This window comes from Methanosarcina sp. (genome assembly GCF_035390745.1).
Taxonomy (GTDB): Archaea; Halobacteriota; Methanosarcinia; order Methanosarcinales; family Methanosarcinaceae; genus Methanosarcina.
Genome location: NZ_DAOOUJ010000008.1, coordinates 51176 through 74855, shown reverse-complemented (window position 1 = coordinate 74855; position 23680 = coordinate 51176). Strand labels below are relative to the sequence as shown.

Annotated in this window: 16 protein-coding genes; 7 read left to right on the top strand and 9 right to left on the bottom strand. The window is 41.8% G+C overall.

Going from position 1 to position 23680, the window contains the following annotated elements:
* Nucleotides 1-656: 656 nt before the first annotated feature.
* From PLL47_RS04000 to PLL47_RS03975, 6 genes are all read left to right on the top strand, one after another.
* The gene (locus PLL47_RS04000; RefSeq protein ID WP_502883672.1) at nt 657-2222 is read left to right on the top strand and encodes an AAA family ATPase; all 1566 of its coding nucleotides are present in this window, start codon (nt 657-659) and stop codon (nt 2220-2222) included.
* A gap of 52 nt (nt 2223-2274) precedes the next feature.
* A complete protein-coding gene (locus PLL47_RS03995) occupies nt 2275-3903 on the top strand; it encodes a vWA domain-containing protein (RefSeq protein ID WP_324444908.1) in 1629 nt (542 codons plus the stop codon).
* 83 nt (nt 3904-3986) lie between these two features.
* Nucleotides 3987-4220, top strand: a complete 234-nt coding sequence (locus PLL47_RS03990; RefSeq protein WP_324444907.1) for a pyridoxamine 5'-phosphate oxidase family protein — start codon at nt 3987-3989, stop codon at nt 4218-4220.
* Between the two features lie 487 nt (nt 4221-4707).
* Nucleotides 4708-5847 carry a TIGR04083 family peptide-modifying radical SAM enzyme gene (locus tag PLL47_RS03985; protein ID WP_324444906.1) on the top strand — a complete coding sequence of 380 codons (1140 nt, stop codon included), beginning with the start codon at nt 4708-4710 and terminating at the stop codon, nt 5845-5847.
* A 186-nt stretch (nt 5848-6033) separates the two neighbouring features.
* Nucleotides 6034-6405, top strand: a complete 372-nt coding sequence (locus PLL47_RS03980; protein WP_324444905.1) for a hypothetical protein — start codon at nt 6034-6036, stop codon at nt 6403-6405.
* A 260-nt stretch (nt 6406-6665) separates the two neighbouring features.
* Nucleotides 6666-6938 carry a hypothetical protein gene (locus PLL47_RS03975; protein ID WP_324444904.1) on the top strand — a complete coding sequence of 91 codons (273 nt, stop codon included), beginning with the start codon at nt 6666-6668 and terminating at the stop codon, nt 6936-6938.
* Between the two features lie 87 nt (nt 6939-7025).
* On the opposite strand, the gene PLL47_RS03970 is transcribed toward PLL47_RS03975, so the two are convergent.
* The 8 genes from PLL47_RS03970 to PLL47_RS03935 form a co-directional block, all read right to left on the bottom strand.
* Entirely contained in the window at nt 7026-7619 is a 594-nt protein-coding gene (locus tag PLL47_RS03970) for a PEF-CTERM sorting domain-containing protein (protein ID WP_324444903.1), read from the bottom strand.
* Between the two features lie 579 nt (nt 7620-8198).
* Entirely contained in the window at nt 8199-8747 is a 549-nt protein-coding gene (locus tag PLL47_RS03965; protein WP_324444902.1) for a PEF-CTERM sorting domain-containing protein, read from the bottom strand.
* Between the two features lie 632 nt (nt 8748-9379).
* Complete coding sequence (locus PLL47_RS03960) at nt 9380-10147, bottom strand: CLIPPER-2 domain-containing protein (protein ID WP_324444925.1); 768 nt, start codon at nt 10145-10147, stop codon at nt 9380-9382.
* 39 nt (nt 10148-10186) lie between these two features.
* Nucleotides 10187-10576 carry a CLIPPER-2 domain-containing protein gene (locus tag PLL47_RS03955; protein ID WP_324444901.1) on the bottom strand — a complete coding sequence of 130 codons (390 nt, stop codon included), beginning with the start codon at nt 10574-10576 and terminating at the stop codon, nt 10187-10189.
* Between the two features lie 458 nt (nt 10577-11034).
* Nucleotides 11035-13041 (bottom strand): excinuclease ABC subunit UvrB, encoded by a 2007-nt coding sequence (gene uvrB / locus PLL47_RS03950; RefSeq protein WP_324444900.1) that lies wholly within the window; start codon nt 13039-13041, stop codon nt 11035-11037.
* A 153-nt stretch (nt 13042-13194) separates the two neighbouring features.
* The gene (uvrC, locus tag PLL47_RS03945) at nt 13195-14748 is read right to left on the bottom strand and encodes an excinuclease ABC subunit UvrC (RefSeq protein WP_324444899.1); all 1554 of its coding nucleotides are present in this window, start codon (nt 14746-14748) and stop codon (nt 13195-13197) included.
* A 46-nt stretch (nt 14749-14794) separates the two neighbouring features.
* The gene (gene uvrA / locus PLL47_RS03940; protein ID WP_324444898.1) at nt 14795-17797 is read right to left on the bottom strand and encodes an excinuclease ABC subunit UvrA; all 3003 of its coding nucleotides are present in this window, start codon (nt 17795-17797) and stop codon (nt 14795-14797) included.
* A 1319-nt stretch (nt 17798-19116) separates the two neighbouring features.
* Nucleotides 19117-19482 (bottom strand): hypothetical protein, encoded by a 366-nt coding sequence (locus PLL47_RS03935; RefSeq protein WP_324444897.1) that lies wholly within the window; start codon nt 19480-19482, stop codon nt 19117-19119.
* 328 nt (nt 19483-19810) lie between these two features.
* On the opposite strand from PLL47_RS03935, the gene PLL47_RS03930 reads away from it, so the two are divergent.
* On the top strand, nt 19811-20620 hold the full coding sequence (locus PLL47_RS03930) for a 4Fe-4S binding protein (RefSeq protein WP_324444896.1): 810 nt from the start codon (nt 19811-19813) through the stop codon (nt 20618-20620).
* 31 nt (nt 20621-20651) lie between these two features.
* On the opposite strand, the gene PLL47_RS03925 is transcribed toward PLL47_RS03930, so the two are convergent.
* Entirely contained in the window at nt 20652-23084 is a 2433-nt protein-coding gene (locus tag PLL47_RS03925; RefSeq protein WP_324444895.1) for a PAS domain S-box protein, read from the bottom strand.
* Nucleotides 23085-23680: the final 596 nt, after the last annotated feature.

Genomic DNA, 23680 nt, shown 5'->3' with positions numbered 1-23680 from the left:
TATTGCCGGGCTTTACCTGACCATTGCCAGGTAAGTGACTGCAACTTTTGGAAAAGCTATAACAAATTATCATAATAAAGTTGAATCCTCAATAATTGCAATTCGTATTATTTGGATCCATATAGTTGATAAATCAACTAATATCTTATAGTATATAAGTATTCTGATATTTTTCTAACTGAGTTTGAAATATATGAAAAATAAACTTCTACCTGCCTGTTCTCTTCTCTTCTTTTCAGGCAGGCAGCTCTCCTGGTCAAACGTGACAAGAATGAATAAGTATAGCTATTACTGCTTCATGGGTCAAAAGTTTTGAATCAATTAATTAACCTCCAGATCAATAATCTTAAAATTTTTAAATTAGTCCTCTCGAGCGAGCAAAGCGAGAGAAAAGGACATCGCCCTCCCGAGGAGGAACTCGGGTAATACAAACCCCTAAATTCGTCCTCTTGAGCGCAGCGAGCTCCCGAGGCGAAACTCGGGTGGCGGAACTCGGGTAAGAAAATTGCAAGATTTAAAATAGAATCAGGCTAAAGACTTAGAAAACAAACAGGAAACAGTCGACGAAAAAACTCTTTTAATCCTGAATTATCTTAAATGAAATTATCTCATAATTAGAACTATCCCATAACCATTATAAATAGGGAGGCCTGAACCTGAAAGAAACTTTTCTTGAGATAAAGTCAGAATTTGCAGATTACTTCAAAGAACGTGAAGCAGAAATTAACGGCTCCCTTCTTGCCGTCCTTTCAGGAGAAAACCTGCTCTTTCTGGGACCTCCCGGCACAGCGAAAACCCAGCTTGCCAGAAGCATCTGCCAGACAATTGAAGGCGGAAACTTTTTTAATTACCTCCTGACCAGCTTTTCAACCCCTGAAGAGATTTTCGGACCACTTTCTTTAAAAGCCCTTGAAGAAGACGAGTTCAGAAGGAACATTAACGGCTGCCTTCCAACAGCCCATGTTGCTTTGCTGGATGAGATATTTAAGGCAAGCAGTGCCATCCTTAACAGCCTCCTGACCATACTGAACGAAAGAAAATACCACAACGGAAGAGAAATAGTCGATGTCCCCCTCTTGTCAGTTTTTGGGGCTTCAAATGAGCTTCCTGAAGAAGACGAAAGCCTGGAAGCCCTTTATGACCGTTTCCTGTTCAGGTACAGGCTCTCATATATTCAGGACGACGAAAATTTCAAAAATCTCCTTTTCAGAGAACCTGAAGATTTCATACCCACTGCAAGAATTTCGGTCTCGGAAATAGAGAATCTCCGTAAAAATGCAAATTCCCTGCCTGTAGATCCTGATGTTGAAGTAATCATTACGGAACTCAGAAAGAACCTTCAGCTTCAGGAGATAGAGATTTCGGACAGGCGATGGAAAAGGATAGTTCAGGTTTTGAAAGTTGCAGCCTGCAGTAGCGGGTGCCCGGCTGTTGACAGAACAATGGCTCTTCTGCTCCAGCACATGCTCTGGAACCTGCCAGAAGAGAGGGAGACCATCAGAAAAACTGTTTTTAAGCTCGTTGTTTCCGGAGGTACGAATACGGAAAAACTCCGCCAGGAAGCTGAAGACCTGAAAACAGCCCTGAGTATTGCCATGAAAAACGAACTTCCGGTCGGAGTGATCTGCGACAGCTGCGGAGAAGAGTTTCAGCTGAGGGAAAATCTGGAGGTTCACCATGCTGCCTGCCCGAACCACAGCTATACCCTCAGGCAGGAAGGAAACTCCAGAATCTATCCTTATGATAATCTGGTAAAAGAAATAGAATCTCTTCATGCGGGTTCAGGAAAGGAAAATTTCCTGTCTCAAATCCGGAGAGAGGTTTTTGAAACAGAATTCGAAGCCCTGGCTGGCAGGATAAACAGAGTAAAACAGCGGCTTGAAGAAGAAAAAGAGCTGCTCAGAAACCTGATGGATGCAAATATCTGGCTTTCAACTGCTGATAAAAACGAAGCCCTTCTCCTTCATGATACAGGAAGTTCACAACTTTCAGGTACAGAAGCACTTATAATAGAAATCCGTGATCTTTTAGGTTTGGCGAATAGAGATGACAGGATTATAGAGTCCAAACAAGTAAAACCATCATCTTCCAAACCGTTATCATCCGGTATTCCCTCCAACTCTCATGCTACGAAAGTGGAAGCGAAAGTCCAGACGGCTGATTCGTGCAGCAATACCGGCGGTTTCATAAAGGGACTAGGGTCCAGATTTAAGCTCAGATGAGTAAATGAAGCGTTGATGCTGAGGTGTTGATACGGAAGATTCAGCCGGTTTTTTGAGCAGTCCGGACAGCAATTCTCCCGGATCTTACTCTTTTTTTTCAAGAAACAGGCTCTGGCATGATTCTCTTTCTGTCCAGAGAAAGGCAGCTTTTCTGCTTGAAGGGGAACTGAGAAGCACCATAGCTTACCCGAGAATAATTCCCAGATCCCTTCGTGAAAAAATAGCTGAAGTAATTGCTCTTGAAATTCTCTTTGGACAGCCGTACGAAATAAAAGATACTGAAAGATTTATAGGCGTTTTCGGGGCATTTTACCCTATTTTCCTGACCTTGAAAAACTCAAGGCCCTGGCCCAATCTCCAGAAGATTTCAAAAAGAAGCAGAGGAGCCGGAATTGCATGTTTGAAGCTTCTTCTCCCTCTAATCTACGATCTTATGGAGCGTTTTTCAGCAGCTCAGAACCAGGTTTCGAAAACTGGCCTGTTAAAAGAACTCGATGCCGAAACCGAAGCCATCCTGAGAGAATTCGAAAGAATACTCAAACAAACCTTCCTTCTAAGGGAAAGTTATTCAGACGATTTTTCCGCCCGAAATATTCAGGGATCTAACTCTGTTTCCGGACAGTCCGGCCTTTACGAATCTGTTTTGAACTTCATGCAGCAGGATGGAAGCCAGGCTTTTCTTGACGGGATAATGGAGAGTCTATACAGCAGGATGCAGGAGTTCATCTCTGAGATGGAAGAGAACCTTGACCTTTTTGATACCCTTGCTCTTCTCTTTCCCGGCAGGAGCTGGAGTTATTCCGTAAAAGAGCTTAAAAAAGAGCCATTTTATATCCAGCTCAGGATGCTGAAAAGCTATTCGGCTTTTTTTGAAAAAAACCCTGACCTGCAGAAGATAATAAATTTTATAGGCAGGCGGGAATTTGACCCCCCTGCTGACCGTATACGTTATTCGCCTTTTGGAAAAAACCGGATCCAGACCGTTCGGTTTTCAGACTCAATAAACAACCTCCTGCCCATGGAAGCCGCAAAGCTCCTTAACCCGACTCTTAAGCGGAAATTCTATGCTGACATGCTTGAAGGAAAACTCCTGAGCTACCAGCTTCTCGGCAAGCATTACACAGGTCCCCCAAAAATAAAACCAAGAGGTCCGATGATTGCGCTCGTTGACACCTCGGGCTCCATGCACGGGACTCCCCAGACCCTTGCCAAGTCTGCAGTGCTTGCAATGGCAAAGCTGATGCTCTCTCAGCAGCGGGACATGAAAGTTATTCTTTTTGCGTCCACCAGCCAGCACCTTGAAATCGAACTCAGCAATAGAAAAAAGATGTCAGAAAGATTCCTTAACTTCCTTCTCTATACCTTTGGCGGCGGGACAGACTTCAATACCGCGCTTGCTTCAGGCCTCAAATCCCTTAAAGAAAAGGACTTTCAGGGTGCAGATCTGCTTTTCATTACAGACGGAAAGTCCGAAATCTCCGATGAACTTGTCCTGGCACGCTGGGAAGAGGCAAAAAAGAAGTATAATGCAAAGGTCTATTCGCTGATCGTTGGAGGCAGCGGAGCAGGCGGGCTTTCGCAAATCTCGGATTATACATATATTGTGGAGATGGAGCCGAATTCCGAAGGTAGCGGCACGTTTGTAAGGCTAATCGAATCTGCGGGACCGAAATCAGTTTGAAGGGTACTTCAAGTGCTTAAGTCCCGTACACAATTATGGTAAAACACCATACATTGTCCCGCTGTCGTTCAGCTATATGGATAATGCAATCTACCTCCATAGCTCCCGGGAAGGCAGGAAAAATCGAGATCCTTAAAAAGAACCCCTGGGTTTGTTTCGAGGCTGCCGTCAAAACCGAACTTATCAATGCTGATGAGCCCTACAAATACAATGTTCGCTACAGAAGTGTTATCGGGTATGGGAAGGTTAAGTTTCTGGAAGATTACAATGAAAAAGTCGAGGGGCTTACTGTTCTTTCAGAACATTATGGAATTTGACATGTTTTTGCTCTAATAATTTAAGGCTGTCTTCGGAGAAAAAAAACCACGATCAAGAAGTAATACTTTATCCTTAATATCTAACTCTTCTATTGTTTTGTACAAAGTACTTATATCCCTCACGCTTCCCGGAACTGACTTGATCATAGCAGGCATTTCACTATCAAGACCACAAAGAAGGGCAAAATTGATCTGAGGGACTTGAATACAGTCTTTATTGTAGCCTTTTTCAGCCTGTAGAATACTCATGGATCAGGAGAAACATGTGCTTAAATCAATCAAGTTTTTCAAGAGAAATCTTTTGGTCAATGTGATAGATTTAAGGTCTCCCCATAAGTATAAAGATTGCTTTATAAATGTAAATAATTTATGTGAAGACTGTAGATTAGAGGTTTTAAAAGCTAATTTGAGACCCTCATTCGGAACTGCTGAGCTTTTAGTAAACTACTAATAATTTAAAGAAGCTTAAAAAAAGGGTGCTTTAAAGATGCCTTTTCATGTGATGCTGATCCCTACTCTGGGCTGTCCTGCTAACTGTAACTACTGCTGGAGTTCTGAAGAAAAGTCCCCTATCATGAGCATTGAAACCATTAAAGAAGTGGTTGAATGGCTTAATATTTTCAGGCAGGACTCTGTTACTTTTACTTTCCATGGTGGAGAGCCTCTCCTTGCAGGGGCAGAATTTTACAGGGAAGCTTTGCCGTTACTGGCTGAAGGCTTGAGTTCCAGAAATATCGCTTTTGCCATACAGACAAACATGTGGAAACTTACTCCGGAAATAGCCGAGATTTTTGCCAGATACAATGTCCCTATCGGTTCCAGTCTGGACGGCCCTCAGGAGCTTAATGACCTTCAGAGGGGAAAGGGCTATTATGAAAAAACAATGAGAGGCTACGAAATTGCAAAGGATCACGGACTTACTGTCAGGTTTATCACTACTTTTACTTCGCACTCTGTAAAATTCAGGGAGGACATCTTCAATTTCTACCTGGATAAAGGCTTAACCCTGAAACTGCATCCCTGTCTGCCATCCATAAAAGGTGACAACCCTGAAAAGTGGGCACTTGACCCCAAAGAATACGGAGAACTTTTAATTTACCTTCTTGACAAGTATCTTGAAAATATGGGCAAGATTGAGGTCATGAATATTGACCACCTGTGTAAATGTGTGTTTACAGGCAGGGGCACCGTCTGCACATTCGTGGACTGCATGGGGGATACTTTTGCAGTTGGACCTGATGGAGGCATATACCCCTGCTACCGCTTCGTAGGCATGCCCGAATATGTCATGGGGAACGTTTATGACCGCCCGACCATGGCAGACCTTGCCAAGTCCGACGCCTGGAAGCTCATGCATAAATATAAGGAATTTGTGGACACCGCATGCGGCAAATGCGCCCACATCAAATACTGCAGAGGGGGCTGTCCTTACAACGCAATAGTTCCCACGGACGGGGAAATAAAAGCTGTTGACCCTCACTGCATTGCCTACAAAATGATATTTGATGAAATAACAAATCGGGTAAACCAGGAAATGTTCGGGTCAGGCGGAATGGATATGTTTATGCCCCAGACAATGAGACCTTCAAAACCCGGAATAATGTCGCTCATGCTTAAGAAAATTTAAAAGCAAGATTTTGCTGGAGCTGGTTTAATCTTGCTGGAGTTGAGTTTTTTACTCATCTCCCAGGTTTTATAAATTTTCAGTTCAATTCCTCTTACCGTTTGCTAAAAGGCATCTTTGGACATGTTATTTCAAGTATTCTTTCGTTTTTGAGATAATTTATATAGATCCACTCTCTAAACTAAACATATGAAAGAGGGCAAAATCAAGAACACTATAACCAGAAGCTTTGAACTTCAGGACTACAAAATAGAAGGAACGGAACTCTCCGGTTTCTGGGCAGACCTGCTCAGCAAAGAAGAACTGACAGTTGAGGTAAATTACAGGCCAGAAAACAAAAAGACCTTCAGTCCTGAAGAAACAGAAACTCTTACCCGCAAAATATGCAAAAAATGCGCTGATTTTGAGGCTCAGCTTCCCGAAAACATAAAATGTGAGGTCACCTTCAAAGATTTCGGGGAAAAAGTTTACAAAACCGACCAGCCTGATTTTGAACTGCAGCCCAGGGAAATAGACGAAATTCAGGTTGCTTACCGCTTCTTTGTAGCTTATTACGTTTAATTTATTCCTTTAATTGTTTTACTGTTCTATTTCTTATTTTTTTACTTCAAACCGGTAAATATACACAGGAATCTGTGAAATGCGTCCTGTGTAAACGGCAAAAACCAATTCAGGCATTATTTTCTTCAATACCAGAATGAACAATAAGCTCAGAACTGATGCAATAAGAAGAGCTATTATGGGAAACTCAGGTAACATATTAAATATATAAATTATATTATCTTACATACATAATATCAAAAAACAGGAAGGAATTGCATTTGACTTTAAATCCTCAAATTTCGCCGGGTGCTTATGGTCCCATGCTCAATATAGCACTCGTCTTTTTGCTTGTTTCCTTCACAGTAATGGTAACCTTGTTTGTCTGCAAAAAATACAGCGCAAAAAAATCGCGAGAAACAAAAAGGATGGATGAGGCTGAAAGAGAGATCATGAAAGCAGAAAAGGAAAGAGAAAAAACAAGAATAATTGAAGAAACCGGGTACTCGGAAAGAGACGAACACGATGATGATTCTGACGATGATGGAGAATGAAAATCAGAATTGAGCGATCTTTCTAAAAATATGGAAAAAATAAAGGTTAAGTTTTAAGGGTTTCTCACGCCTTAAAACTCTGTTGATTTATTCCTGTTTTCTGCGGCCGAAAATAAACATTATTCCCAGTATTGCTACAACTGGCAAGGCAATTGAGGGGAATTCAGGAATTGGCGTATAACCTGAAACCCATGTGCTACCCACAAGAGCCTCACCCTTCTCCCCAAACGAAATATGAACAACAACACTGTTACCATACTCATTCGCAGGAAGTGAACCTGCCAAAGCTTTATTTAAATAGATTTTAATTGGACCTCTTGTTTTTGAATTGCTACCTGGATCCCTATTAATTTGTGTATTGAAATGTCCGAATTCGCTTTCCTCATAACTACCGGTGGTTGCAGACCAATCATTTTCAGCACCCTCATCGACAACACTTGTAACACTGTATCCGGCAGGAAGCACGATTCCAATCTCTTTAAGATCCACATTTGAGATAGTATTGAGGTCGGTGCTGACGTCTTGGACGGTTATAGTGTCTCCGCTACACGAGACTTGAATCCTAATTTTTCCTGCAAATTGCTCCTCATTTACATCAGTTAAATAAAAGGTTTCAGCGCTTGCAGTGCTAACGGTAAGCAACAAAAGTGCAAGAATTCCAATAATAAATTTTAACCTCACCAGTCAAAACCTCCTTTAGAGAATAAATAGAATGTTTTTCTATCAATCTATAAGGAGATAAACTTATTTAGTTTAATATACTTCATACAGTATAGAATTAGAACTAATAGAGAAACAATAACTATAGCCTCTTAATATAAAATTAAGTCCTGAAATATATTGATATTTAAGTTATAAAATATTATATAGAAAATACCTTAAAATAATATGAGGAGAATTTGGCTGGCTCTTGCTTCTGAAATTTCACCCGTTGCTTATAATTCTCTGTTCCATATGAAATTTGTACTTCCTGTTTGCTTAAATTATATTGTGTAGCCCTGTTTGCCTGCGCAAAATACAATTCAAAAAAATCACAGGAAACATAATGGAGAGCCGCAATTGAAAGAGAGATATGAAAGCAGAAAAGGAAAAGACAGGGTATAAGAAGAATAGAAGAAACTGGATATTTAGAAAGAGATATAAAGATGAAGACCCCGATGATTTTGATACCGGATAATGAAAGTCAGAATGAATTCCCCAAAACCTGAGAAAAAAAGAAAGGTTTAAATTTAAAGAGAATTCCGCTCTAAAATTAGTTATTTATTCCTTTTTTCTGCTGCCAACGATAAACATTATTCCTATTACTGCTGCAACAGGCAGGGCAATTGTGGGGAATTCAGGGATCGGAGTAGTACCTTCAGGACCAAAAAAGTCACTACCTGTTCCCCACTGAGCATGAGCTGCAAATGTAGATTTGTCAGTGTCAGTAATAGTACCACTGAAAACAATTGTTACTGTATTTACATCATGATCTTGATTGTCTATATCATACTCATAAAAACTCCCAAAGCCATCCATGACTTTATATCCTTTATAGGTCCATCCGTTATTTTTATTATCCGTAATACTGCTCACAGAAAGCGTAGAAGGAACAACATTATAACCTACTTTACTGAACCAACCTGCAGGTTGACCAGACGCAGGAGACACTGTAAAAGTTACTGTGTCGTCGGGATAATTCGTAGTAGAAAAAGTAACAGTAACAGTTTCATTAGTTAAACCATTTTTTGAGACTAAATTCATAGCGCTGGCTGTACCTGCCATAGCAAGTAAACACACTAAAATTCCAATAATGTATTTTAATTTCACTCTTCAAACCCCCTTTAAGAAACTAATTTGATATTTTTTAATCAATCTATAAAGAGATAAACTTATTTAGTTAAATATATTTTAAACTGTATAAATATGAAATTTTCGATAATAAGCGTTCTTAGACATCTATTTTAAAATTAAATCATAGAAATATTTTAGGATTGATTAATATAATAATTACAATATAATCTCAAAAAAGTAAAGATAGACACAAATTTTCTATTTGATCTGGATGTTCCTGGTAAACTTAATAAAGTCTGAGCTTCAGGAAGGATAAACTCTATGAAAATTACAGCAAATTCCGTTTTAAAATGAAAAGACTAATATATATGAATATTTTAAGACATTGCAATAAAAAGGAAAAGACTACAAAAATAAGGTTTAACGCGATAACTCCGTTTTTCAAAACTTTTTTTAATTCGCTTCACTCCTGCCTATTTTCCTTACTTTTTGTTACAAATCCTCAAAAATAAGTTGTGTACTCTAAGCCCATGCCTGAAAGCAGTTATCCTTTTTTCGCGTCCAGTTAAATTGTGATCTGGAGCCAGTAGCGAAAATGAATCTAAGAAAATTCTTCGCGCAAAGAAGTAAAAAATAAAAAGAGATGAAGGGGCAGAGAAAGGGTTTGCTTATTCCTTCTTCTTTCTATACTGTACAACGAAAATTAATCCGAGAATTGAGGCAACTGGCAGAGCTATCGACGGAAACTCTGGAACTTGAGTATCTGGCGTAGGCGGCTTTTCTGCTGTTACTGTTACAGTGTCAGTGTTCGATTTGACTTCACTGCCTCCGTATGTAAAACCTGTTGCCTGCGCTATATTGGTTATAGAACCTGCATCGAGGTCAGCTGAGGATATGGTATGGGTAGCTGTCCCTGTAACAGTCTGACCTGGTGAAAGAGATGAGCTGGATATGGGCACTGTACCAAGTTTGTCGTCATTGACAGTAATGGGTCCATAGATTACAACATCTCCTGAATTGGTCACTTCATAAGTGTACGTAATCGACTCTCCCTCTGAACTATATGTTTGTGAAGAAGCTGTTTTTTCGAGGCTCAGAGCCGGGTTACGTATGGCTTGGATAGTTACTGTCGCTTCATTTGATTTAACTTGTTTTTGGTTGGACGTTATACCTGTTGCATATGCTACATTTGTTACATAACCATTAGTGAGATCATCGGAGGTTATGATATAGGTTTTATAGCAAATTTTACTCTTTCCGGGATCAAGATTTAAATCACCATAAGTTTTTCCATTAAAAGACTTTCCATTATCAATGTGGTCATCCGTGATCATGATATTAGTTACACGATATTTTCCTGTATTCTTAACAACATATGTATATGTTATTTCCTGTCCGGCATGGTCGTAAGTTGTAGGATTAGCTGATTTTGTTATTGTCAGACCGGCATTGTAGATAGTTGCTGAAGCAGTATCCTATATGGTCGTTCTACCAACTTTTGTAGTTGCAGTGGCGGTGTTAAACACGCTGTACCTAAGGAGATCATCCGATTTTATCACATAGGTAGCTGTTCTTGTTACACTAGCACCTTTTGCAAGATCATCGTCAATTAGGATAACCAGACCAGGAATTTTGTTGTCTGTAATGCTAATAGTTCCTTTTATTGTTGCTTCTCCTTTATTTGTCACGGTATATGTGTATTCTATTACCTGTCCTGCATGGTCATAAGTTGAAGTATTGGCCGATTTTTGCAGATCCAGAGAATATTTAACATTATTATAATAACAATTGTCATTACACGCGCTTGCAGAACCAAGTATGAATAATAAAAAAACCAGAACCCCTACAATTCGTAGTATCTTCATCCTTTCAAACCTCTTTTAGATAAATAAAGAAAACTTCTACAATATTATTTTATAAATTAATAAGCTTATTTAGTTAAATATACTTCAGACTGTATAATCCTCAAAATCAAGAATAATCGACAGCTATAGCCGGAGTATAGAAAATTAAGTTATGAAAGATATTAATTTCTGAATTATATATGCTGAAAAAGATAATTTAGAAAAAAATAAAGTAAAACTTTATGTGACTTTCAAGCCTGAAATTTAATGGATACATTTTAATTTGCCTGAATAAGAGGTTTATTTTTACCCCTATTTATGAGAACGCCTGGCCCTTTTTATCGTCCGAAGCATGTGCAAAAAGCGAGAATATGAATACTAACGGTAGAGACTTTGAGAAGAATGAGGAGGAAAAAGACAAATGATAAAAATGGAATGAAAAAACAGTTAAAAAAGAAAAAATTCTCAGTCCTTCACACCTATTTCACTTCTTTTTCCAGTTTCTTTATAAGCTCTCTAAGCTGAATTGCACGCTCGAAATCCAGCCTGTCAGCAGCTTCCCTCATCTCCGCATCCAGTTCGATGATCACGTTGGGAATATCGGTTTTCGGGATATGTTTTGTATCCGTGATATCAACGACTTTTTCCCTTATGGGTTTTCGAATGGTTGTAGGGACAATGCCGTGTTTTTCATTATAGGCAATCTGCATTGCACGGCGTCTTTCAGTCTCCTGTACCGCCGTTTTGATGGAATCTGTCATGTTGTCTGCATAGAGGACAACCCTTGAACTGGAGTTCCTTGCCGCGCGGCCTATAATCTGGATGAGGCTCTTAGAATTCCTCAGAAAGCCCTCCTTATCTGCATCAAGTATCCCGATAAAACCTACTTCAGGAATATCAAGCCCTTCCCTTAGCAGGTTGATCCCTACAAGAACATCGAATTTGCCAAGGCGCAGTTCGCGGATAATCTCCGTCCTTTCAATGGTCTTTATATCCGAATGCAGGTAACGTGCTTTAATCTCATTTCTCGCTAGGAACTCGGTAAGTTCTTCTGCAAGCTTTTTGGTAAGGGTAGTGACAAGGGCGCGGTCTCCCCTTTCCACAATTTTCCTTATCTCCTGCATAACATCCCTTACCTGGCCTTCAAGTGGACGCACTTCAACCTCGGGATCAACGAGACCTGTCGGGCGGATAATCTGTTCCACGATCCGGGAAGAGTGCTCGCGCTCGTAGTCTGAAGGGGTTGCCGAGACGAAGATCACATTTTTCATGTACTTTTCAAATTCTTCAAACTTCAGGGGCCTGTTGTCATAGGCACTTGGAAGCCTGAAACCGTAATCAACAAGGCTCTTTTTTCGTGACCTGTCTCCGTTATACATCCCGTGCAGCTGAGGTATTGTCTGGTGGCTCTCATCAATGACCAGAAGGAAATCGTCAGGGAAATAGTCAAGCAGGCAGAAGGGCTGCTCTCCAGGTTTTCTGTGGTCAAAATGCCTCGAATAATTCTCAATTCCTTTGCAGCTTCCGGTTTCCTGAATCATTTCCATATCATAAAGCGTGCGCTGCTTTAACCTGTGAGACTCAAGCAGCCCGAGCTCGGGCAGGCGTTCTTCAAGCTCTTCAAGTATAGACTGGATTGCGCTTTTCTGCTCCTCTTCAGGAATGACATAGTGCCTGGCCGGGTAGACAAAGAAATAGTCCATGTACTCTTTCCGCTGCCCGGTCTGCTTGTCCACTTCAGAAATCCGGTCTATCTCGTCCCCGAAAAGTTCTATCCGGATAATGTCATCGAAGTAACCCGGAATGATATCAATGGTGTCTCCTTTTACCCTGAACCGTCCGGGCATGAGTTCAAGGTCATTTCTTTCAAACTGGATATCGATAAGTTTCCCAAGGATTTCCTTTCTTGGAACCCTGTCTCCAACTTTAAGTTCAAACCCCATCTTCTGGAAGTTCTCAGGGTTGCCCAGACCATAGATGCAGGAAACCGACGCCACCACAATCACGTCCTGCCTGGACATCAGGGAGGCTGTGGCTGCAAGGCGCATCTGCTCGATTTTGGGGTTTATCATGGCATCTTTTTCAATATACTGGTCCTTGGCAGGGAGATAGGACTCAGGCTGGTAATAGTCATAATATGAAACAAAATATTCAACCCGGTTTTCAGGGAAAAACTCCCTGAACTCGTTGTAAAGCTGGGCAGCCAGGGTCTTATTATGGGCAATAACAAGGGTCGGCTTTTGAACACGATTTATCACATTTGCAACAGTATAGGTCTTTCCTGACCCTGTAACCCCCAGAAGGGTCTGAAACTGCTCTTTTTTATTCAGCCCTTCCACAAGTTCTTCTATTGCCTGAGGCTGGGAACCTTTAGGCTCAAAATCGGAAACCAGTTTAAACTGAGGGCTTTCCCGGTACCTTGCATCGTGTATTGTCTCAAATTTCTTATCGGATAACTCCCCGGATGTCTGGCTGGAAACTTTCATGAAATCATGACCTTCTTAAGCATGTGGAATTGATTAATCTATTATGTGGAGCCGATCAACGTGGAATCGATCAATGTGGAATCGATCAATGTGGAATCGATCAATGTGGAATCGATTACTGTATCAGTGCTTTTTTATTTCTGTATCAATGACTTATTTCTGTATCAATGATTTCTGTCTTAGGAGGCGGTTGTAAGTGATTGCAAACCTGTGGGCTTCGTCCCTTATTTCCTGGACAAAGAGAGAAGCTTTTTCATTATTCTTGATCGGGAGAGGGGACTTAAGGCCGGGAACGTAAATTTCCTCTTCACGTTTTGCTATGGAGATGATGGGAACCCTGAGCCTGAGCTTCCGGAGTTCCTGAAAAGCTGATGAAAGCTGACCTTTTCCCCCGTCTATAATTATCAGATCAGGCATTTCATGCCTGTCCTCAAGCAGGCGGGAATAACGCCTCCTCACAACCTCGGCGATGGAAGCGAAATCGTCAATCCCTTCCACGCTTTCTATTTTGAAGCGGCGGTAGTTGTGTTTATCAGGTCTGCCTCCCCTGAACTGCACCATTGAACCTACTGTAGCAGTGCCTGAGAGATGAGAGATATCAAAGCATTCAATAACATTCGGGAGTGCTGGAAGGGAAAGTTTGCTCTGCAGGGCTTCAAGCTTTTTCCTGTCCCCGAAAAACCCGATTTCGACATTTTTCAGGACAAGGTCGAGAAGCTCTTTTTTCTCTCCCTGCCTGGGAACCGTTACCTTCACCTTCTTTCCTTTCACATGCGCCAGAAACTCTACAAGAGATTCTTCAAGAGATTCGGGAACGATCAGTTCTTCAGGAGGGTCGTTTTCTGAATAATACTGTACAAGAAACTCTTCCAGAAAATCCTCTCCGAAAGCAAAGACAAAGTCCTGCTTGTCTTCCAGAGTACCCCTGTAAACCTTGAAAAGCATGAGATAGACAATGTTGTCTCTTACAATATAGTTCAGTATATCCTCATCATGCTTTTTCTGCCTCTCCATATTCTGCTTTTCCTGGAGGTACTCGAGGGCTGCAATCTCGTCTCTGAGTTCAATGGCCTGCTCAAACATCTGTTTTGCAGCCATCTCTTTCATTTCTGTTTCCATGGAATCTATGAGTTCCCTGATATTGCCTTTCAGGACAGAACTTGCCTTCTTTACTCTCTCTCCATACTCCTCAGCGGAAATGCTACCTGTACAGGGTCCGCTGCATGCTCCAATATGATAGCGGAGGCAGGCACGAGAAGGCATTTTCTTGCAGGTCCTGAGCTGGAAGGTTTTTCTTACGACCTCAAAGATATAGTCCCTTTCTCTGGCAGAAACAAAGGGTCCGAAGAATTCCCCTTCTCCGGTATTTTTCCGGGAAATCCTGATTCTGGGAAACTTTTCCCCTGTTAAGTGAATGCAGGCATACCGCTTTGAATCTTTGAGCAGGATATTGTATCTGGGCCAGTGTTTTTTTATCAGGGTATTTTCCAGGAGGAAGGCTTCTACCTCAGTATTTGTGACAATGAAATCAAGCCCCCTGATAACCTGCACAAGGCTCGCTGTTTTAGGGTCGTGGTCCCTTTTCTGGAAATAACTGCTTACTCTTTTTTTGAGGTCCTTTGCCTTACCAACATAGAGTACAATCCCTTCCTCATCCTTGAAAAGGTAACAGCCGGGAAGGTGCGGAAGAGCTTCCAGATCAATCATTTTTGGACCACATCCCGTTCAAATTAATTTCGGATTTCATTGAGTTTTATTTTTTCACGAGAATCTTTTGAAGTGTCTGCCCTTCAAACACTTCATCCGCTCTATCTTCCAGTTCCTCTGGTTCTTCTTCGATGCCTTCATCCGTGCCCTCTTCTAACTCTTCAAAATCGACCTCAAACTCTTCCTCGTCTTCAAAAACTACCTCTACAGGCTGTGCTCCCGACTCAGCATATGTTTTTTCTTTTGCCGAAAGCCTGGGGGCAAGGAAGCGTCCGGTATAGCTTTCAGGAACCTGGGCAATCTCTTCAGGAGTACCTGCTGCAATAATCTCCCCGCCTGCATGCCCGCCTTCGGGACCAAGGTCTATTATATGGTCTGCTGACTTGATAACATCCAGGTTGTGTTCAATAACAACAACAGTATTTCCTTTAGCAACAAGCCCGTTAAGGACTGCAATTAACTTTTTAACGTCATGGAAATGCAGGCCTGTTGTGGGTTCATCAAGGAGATATATCGTCTTTCCTGTACATTTTTTAGAGAGCTCCCTTGTGAGCTTGATCCTCTGGGCTTCCCCTCCGGAAAGGGTTGTGGAGCTCTGTCCGAGTTTGATATATCCCAGCCCAACACGTGTGAGAGTGTTGAGCTTGCCTCTAATAGCAGGAACGTTTTCAAAATGCTCCGCAGCCTCTTCCACAGTCATGTCCAGGACTTCAGCAATGGATTTGCCCCTGTATTTCACTTCAAGGGTTTCCCTGTTATAGCGCGTACCCTTGCACTCTTCACATTCAATGTAAACATCAGGAAGGAAGTTCATCTCGATTTTAATCAGACCCTCTCCCTGGCAGGCTTCACACCGCCCTCCTTTTACGTTAAAAGAGAAGCGCCCGTTTTTGTATCCGCGGATTTTTGCTTCCCTGGATTCGGCAAAAGTCTGCCTTATCGCATCAAAGACCTTGGTATAGGTTGCAGGATTTGAACGTGGAGTCCTGCCTATGGGGCTCTGGTCAATAACAATTACCTTATCTATCTCGGAATCAAAGATAAGCTCGTCATAATCACCGGGAGTTACACTTGATTTATTGATCTTTTTTGTGAGAGCTTTGTAAAGGGTATCGTAAATAAGCGTGGACTTTCCGGAACCTGAAACTCCGGTAACTACTGTCAGGAGCCCTATGGGTATGTTTACATCCACATTTTTCAGGTTATTTGCCCGGCAGCCTTTCAATCTGATATACGAGTCGCTCTGTCTGCGGAGAGCAGGGGTTTTTATCTGCTTTTCTCCAGAGAGGTACTTGCCTGTCAGAGATTCCGGATTTCTCTCAATCTCTGCAGGAGTCCCTTCAGCTACCACATACCCTCCGTGTATCCCTGCCCCGGGACCGATATCGAGCACGTAATCAGCAGCCCGGATAGTATCTTCATCGTGCTCCACCACAATGAGTGTATTTCCAAGGTCTCGCAGGGTTTTAAGGGTCTGAATAAGCCGTTCGTTGTCTCTCTGATGAAGCCCTATAGAAGGCTCGTCAAGAACGTAGAGCACGCCCATAAGGTTTGAGCCCAGCTGGGTTGCCAGCCTTATCCTCTGGGCTTCTCCACCTGAGAGAGTGCCTGCACCCCGGGAAAGGGTGAGATAACTGAGCCCCACATGTTCAAGGAAACCCAGGCGGGAACGAATTTCCTTAAGTACCTGCTTTGCTATTTCCTGCTCTTTTTGGGGAAGTTTCAGATCTTCAAAAAACTGGATGGACTGGACAATGGACATGTCTGTAATATCCACTATCGACCTGCCTGCGATTTTGACTGCAAGGACCTTTTCTTTCAGGCGTTTGCCTTCACATCTGGGACAGGAGTGGACCTGCATGAATTTTTCAAGCTCTTTTCGCCTGTATTCAGACTTTGTCTGGTTGTAGAGCCTTTCAGACTGCGGGAGAAGCCCTTCCCATGTGCCTTTATGAGACCACTGGGCATCCCCGTTTTTCATGCTCATGCTAAACTGGATGCGTTCGTCCGAGCCGTACATAAGAGCATTGTACTGCTCTTCCGACAGGTCTTCTATAGGAGTAAATACATCAAAACCAAAGTGCTTTGCAACAGCAGCAAGGTGCTGGCTCCGGTAGCTGTCGAGGTAGTTCCTGTAAAGAGCAACGGCTCCGTCAGCAATGCACAGGCTTTTGTCCGGGATTATGAGATCAGGATCGAGTTCCATCTTAAACCCTAGCCCGTTGCAGGCATCACATGCGCCGAAGGGGCTGTTGAAAGAGAACATCCTGGGCTGGAGCTCTTCAAAAGCCATACCGCAGACAGGGCAGGCCATGTTTGAGGAGTACAGGTGGTCTTTTCCTTCCGCATCCACAGCAATCATGAGCCCTTCGCCTTTCTGGAGAGCATTTTCACATGCTTCGACAAGCCTTGAACGGTCTTCTGCAGGGTCCATGCGGTCGATTACTGCTTCAATATCGTGTTTTTTGTAGCGGTCAAGGGGGATTTCGTCATCTGTCCTGTGGATCTCCCCGTTTACTCTTACCCTTGTGAAGCCTTCGCTGTTCAGGTCCCTGAAAAGCTGCTGGTAAGTCCCTTTTTTCTGGCGGATTATGGGTGCGAGGATTGTGACCATTCCCTCACATTCCCTGCTGAGGCTGTCCGCAATCCTTTCAGGGGACTGTGACTCAATTTTGATGTCGTGGATGGGGCAGTAAGGAGTGCCCACCCTTGCAAAGAGAAGCCGGAGATAATCGTAAATTTCAGTGACAGTTCCCACCGTACTCCGGGGGTTTTTGGATGTGGTTTTTTGCTCTATAGAAATTGCCGGAGACAGCCCTTCAATGCTGTCCACGTCAGGCTTGTTCATAAGCCCCAGGAACTGCCGTGCGTAAGCGGAGAGCGACTCCACATAGCGGCGCTGCCCTTCGGCATAGATGGTGTCAAAGGCAAGGGTTGATTTTCCCGAACCTGAGACTCCGGTAATTACAATTAACTTATCCCGCGGAAGTTCCACGGTAATGTCTTTCAGGTTGTGTTCCCGTGCCCCTTTGATTATGATATTCTTCATTTTCCTTCTCTCAGGTTTTTTTCTTCTTAATTGGAGATCTTCGTAATTGGAGATAAGTTGAAACTTAAAAATTCTGGGTTAAGGTTTGAGATTAAGATTTTGAGATTATGTAATATCTGAAACCAGATACGTGTTTAAAGAAAACTGTTCTGTATGAATTTTAATCTGTTATTATTTCTTTCATTGTGTTATTATTCCAGTAACAGAAATTGCATTTATTGTGATCCGTCTGTTGTGGTCAACAGTCCCGAAATTCAATACACATAGCAACACGCAGACTTTTTATTAATAAAGTTATATAGCGGGGTGAAAGTATTAAACAATGGTTTGTCTGAGAAATCCATAAGAAACAAAGTTCCCAGCATTGAATCTCTAATTCGTTTATCTATTGCTTTTTAACAATATCTCTTGAATACTTTCATTCTCTGAGAACCAGCAATCACTGTATAACTTTATTTTCTACAGTAATCTCCCTTTAAGAGTGTTTGTGATTTTGAACCAGGGTAGTTTCTGGCAGTTGAGGTTCCCTCTGAAGTCCGGAAAAACATTTCAAAAAAGAGGATTCTGAGGAGAGGTCCTGGAAACTGCAGTCAAAAACTGATAGTATTTGAATTATGTAACGATACGTACATCACAGTTATGGTATAAATAATTATCCAAATTATTATATTTTAGTACCGAAATACAATAAAAGAGTCTATCATGCAAGCATGGTGCGAAAAGAATTGGAGCCTGGCGGGGCGGATAAGATATGACGCTGCCAGTCATTGAGCTTTCCCGCAAAATAAAGTGAAGCCGACATTCAAAAAAATGGCTTTCCAGCATGGGCCTTTATAGTTAATTGGCAAGATTGTGCTTCATTGTCTAATCCGAAGCAACAACCATCAAGAGCTCGATCAGAGCATTATGTCTGCAACAGAGCGAATCCTCCTTATATTGCTCCTCTGACTTTCCAGACCCTTTTCGCCGCGGTATAGAAAGGTCAGCCTTCGATCGGCATTCATCACTATCGAGAAGTGCAGGCAGGTGAGAATCTCCCCCCATCCTTGAGCTTTGCGACTTTGGACTGGAGATTATCGACCAGCCTGGGAAGTGGCAGATGGCGCAGGGAGCCCAGAAAATCAGGGGTTATAGCCGTCCGCCATTCGGTAATGTTCCGGGGGCAGTTCTCCCAATTTTGAATACTGGCGAGCCTGAAGCTCCAGGCTGAGTATCGGTCCGATAGTGAAGCCAGTTGTCGAAGAGATCCACAACTTCGTCTCCCTCAGGCAGCAATGCTTGAGACCCCCTTCTGGATGCTGAATGATGGAAACATTCAATCACAAAGACGAATTCTTAAATTTATATACAAACTTCATGCCACACGAGAACAATGCCAGACCAATCCCAACATAAAAGAATCCTATGTCAAAAGCCGGCAAAAGACTGAATTTCCGAATAGTAATTCCGCCTAATATCATTACCACCATAATCAGGTATGACTTTTTATCAAAAAATTCCATAACAAACATTTTCTTTCTTTTATCCTTACTTATTCGAGTCGTGTGCTTTTCAACTAATTTAGAGAAAATGAAAAAATAAAATACTGAAAATACTGAAGCAGCTAAAAAAACACTAAAAATATATCTCCCCTGATTTATAAAATATGGTAATCCGGTCTCTATTACCATTATTCCAGCAAACATCCAAACGATGCCTGCAATCAAAATCAAGTATTTATTAGGAACCGATGATTTCTGCTTAAAGTTGTTTCTCATATCTGCTATTTACCTTACATTCATGACATAAAAACTTATAGTATTATGGCTCTGAAGAAAACTCAGGCACTGATATATCAGCTGGTTGATTTTGATCAGAACACACTTTGCCCAAATGCGCTTATTTTCTGAGCTTTCCGTATACCGGGAACCAAAACATAACTCTCTATCCTGAATATGTTTATGGGTGGAAATGTTCAAATTGTGAAGAAACCATCTCCATGCAGGGATAAGGAATCACAAAGAAGGGATATTTATGACTGAAGACCTGAAAGAAGCCCTCCTGCAGAAATGCGAAAGTATGGACATACCCATGGTTGGGGTTGCCAGTGTTGAGAGATGGACTAACCCGCCTTTTTTGCCATGGATGCCTGAAGAATTCTATCCTCAATCCATATACCCCGAAGCAAAATCAGTGATAGTTATCGGATTGCCGATCCCTCTGCCGGTGCTGGAGACATCACCCTCAATATATTACCGCGAACTTTACAATACTGTAAATAATCTACTGGATCAATACACATATAGGCTTGCCAACTTCCTGACCAGTAAAGGATACCCATCTATTTTTGTACCCAGAGACGGGTATGGAAACATTCAGGTGCTTCTGGAAAATCCTGTTGCATTCTTCTCTCACAGGCATGCAGCTTTTCTTGCCGGTCTGGGAAACTTTGGGGTGAACAATACGATCCTTACACCTGAGTACGGCCCCAGGGTCCGTTTTGGTTCAATCCTGTCCACAGCTGAGCTTCCTTCAGATCCAGTGCTGGATACTCAGCTCTGCACCCGCTGTATGCGCTGTGTTAAAATGTGCCCGTCGAATGCTCTTAAAAAGAAAGATTATCCTGACGGGTTAACAGATAAGAAAGCCTGTTCCTCTTACAGCGCCGAATTAAACAGGCGTTACATTTCGCCCTGCGGGATATGTATCAAAGTCTGCCCGATAGGAAAGGATAGAGAGCTGTATAAAAGGGATAATAACGAGATATATACAGATGAAGTTCTTTTTGCCGATTACCATAAAGCCTGGAAGCATATCAGATCTTATGGCGGAAAAAACCTGTAATTCGGACAAAAAAGAAGAAATCGGACTCGGTTCAGTTTTTTTCCGGAATGCCCTTATCTTCAAATCTGATAGTGAACTTTGTTTTTTCTCCTTTCTCAAGCTCGACTGTCCCATCAAGCTGTTCAACCAGAGCATTTACAAGCTGCAGACCAAGAGTACTGGGATTTTCAAAATCGATGTTTTCTGGGAAGCATCCCCCACTATCCGAATAAACAAGTGTAAATCCATAGTTTTTGGCTGGTTCTTTTTCACCGGTATTACTGTTTGATTCACTGGCAGGTCCAGAGGTTTCAGGATGTTTGCAGAGAGAGATTCTGATCTCTCCATCGGTGCCTCTGGGAAACGCATATTTTAAGGAATTTGAAAAGAGTTCGTTAATTATAATTCCCAGAGGGATTGCAGTGTCTATTCCAAGGAATATGGGGTCTACATCAAGGAAGAGCTGGACTTTCTCATTTCCAACCCTGTAAGAATAAAGGAGTTCAGAAGTAAGTTTTCTCAGATAGGCTGCAAAATCTATGCTTGTAGTATCCTCGGATTTATGAAGCTCTTCATGGATAATCGACATGGATACAACGCGATTTTCGCTTTCCCGGAATGCTTCAACAACAGTCTTATCTTTAAACTTCTCAGCCTGAAGGCTCAGAAGGGACGAAACTATCTGAAGGTTATTTTTGATACGATGGTGGATTTCCCTCATGCCGATTGCTTCGGCTTTTGCAAGGGTTTCCTCGGCTTTTTTCTTCTGAGTAATATCGTAAGCATAGCCCTGGATAAACTCAGTTTCTCCTTCTTCGCTGCAGATATTATGGATTAACTCATGAACCCATTTTACAGTTCCATCTTTTCGCCTGAGCCTGTACTCGTGCTCCAGAATAGAGCTAGGGGAAGAATACAGTTTTTCCTTGCTTATCTCGAGCAATGGATAGTCTTCTGGAAGAATAAGGGCAGACAAATCTATTTTGCCGGTGATAAAGTCCTCTTCTTGATACCCGGTAATTTCCTCGACAGCTCCTTCCAGAAAAACAGGCGTAAAATTCCTGTCCAGCTTAAATGATATTCCTTTAAAATTCTCTAAAAATGATCTGTAAAGCTCTTCGCTTTCCTTCAGTTTTTCTGAGGAAAGTTTGATTTCAGTAATGTCTTTCATCACCCCAAGAGCTTTGCATACACAGCCTTCTTCATCCCTCAGGTAGACCCCTTTATTCTCCACAAAAAAATAGCTTCCATCTTTCCGCCTGAACCTGAATTCTGTATTAAATTTTTCTCCTGTGTTCCAGCATTTTCTAAATTCCTGCTGTACTCTTTTGCGTTCATCGGGGTGTATGTGCTCAAGCCAGTCATAAAAGTCGAAGTTCTGCATTTCACTGTAGCTGTAGCCTGTAAGTTCCATGACTGCTCCTGCCCATTCACCATGACCACTTCTCAGGTCAAATTCGTATATCAACTGTCCTGTCTGTTCCGTAGCCAGCCGATACCTCTCTTCGCTTTTTAACAGCTTTTCTTCGGTGTGTTTGCGTCCGGTAATATCAAGCATTACTCCCACAAGCCCTTCAATATCTCCATTGAGGTTTGTGTATACGGTTTTATTAATAAGGAACTGCCTGATTACCCCGTCGGAACACTTCATTCTGGATTCATAAACCAGGCTTCCTCCTCTCTGGAGCAACTGCCTGTCCGTTCTTTTGAAAAGATTTCCCAGTTCTGAAGGAAGTGATTCAGGGAGCTCGTCTACAGAGTATCCGGTTACGTTTTCCTTTGATCTTCCAATAATCATTTTCGCAAAGAGTTCGTTGCATCCACGGTAGATCCCTTCCTTGTCTTTATAAAAAACAGGAGCTGGAATCGCATCTAAAAGAGTTCCAAGAAAAAGTACCTTATCCTTCAGGATACTTTCGACTTCATTTTGTTCAAAGGCTGATGAAATCAGGGATGCAGCAGCTTCTAAAAAATACGCGTCTTCTTTTTCAAACTTCTCTTTCTTCGTGCTGTGAACTGCAAGCACTCCATATGGTTTTTCAAGGGTCCCTATAAGGACACTCATTCCTCTCGTTATTTCCTGATAGCCTTCAAGTCCCATTCTTTCAATAGAACCTTTTTTGTTTAACTCCTCTGTCAGGATAGGGGTTTTTGAAAGAACAGTATATCCGGCATTCGAAGCTGCTTTTCTTTCTATGACTTTGCCTTTATCTTCCGGCTTCCATCCAGTACCCGCTTCAATTAAAAAATTTCCGCCAGTCAAAAGTCTCAGAATCTTGCAGTATTTTACATCAAGAGTAGCAGTAATTAAGGCAAAAGATTCGTCCAGAAGGGTTTGGAGATTCTGGCCTGTAAGAGACAGTTCGGCAATTCTGGTAAGGTTTTTATGATGTTTATCTATTAAGGACAGTTTTCTTTCGGCTTTTTTGGATAAAGTAATGTCCATTGCTTGGAGAACAGTATGTTTACTGTCAGCAGAAGGCATAAAAGTGACTAAATACGTTTTTTCCCCCACCTTAATCTCCATGTATTCAGATTTTCTTCTCAGGGCTGCTTTTCGCAAAGCTTCCTGGACATTTGCGGGAACTTTTCCTCCAACACTGCTTTCCCATGCTTCAAGTAAAAGCTTTCCTGCTTCATTAGAATAGGTAATTACTCCATCTTTTTCTATCCTCAGGACCGGGCTGGGGCTGTTTAATAGAAATTCTTCCTTCCAGTCTTCTTCTGCTTTGCTTTTTCTTTCAGCAATGTCTATATTACCACCCGGCCTTTAAGTATCTGCTTTTTTGTTCTCAGTTTATTTTCCAGATTTTGAGTTTCCTGTCCGGAGCTCCGCGTTTTCGGCGTTCTTTTTCACGAAAATCCTATTCGGCAGTCACATGTATGATGAGATTATTGACATATTAATATTTTGGATATGAATCAGAAAGAAATTAGATAGGCAGTGATAAACACAATATATTGCAGTTTTTGGCTGAATATGGATATATATAAAAACAGCTATCAGGAGTATTATCAGGCTATTTGAAACTGGCAGGATTAAGGACTATTTAAGGACTATTAAAGGACTATTAATCCTGC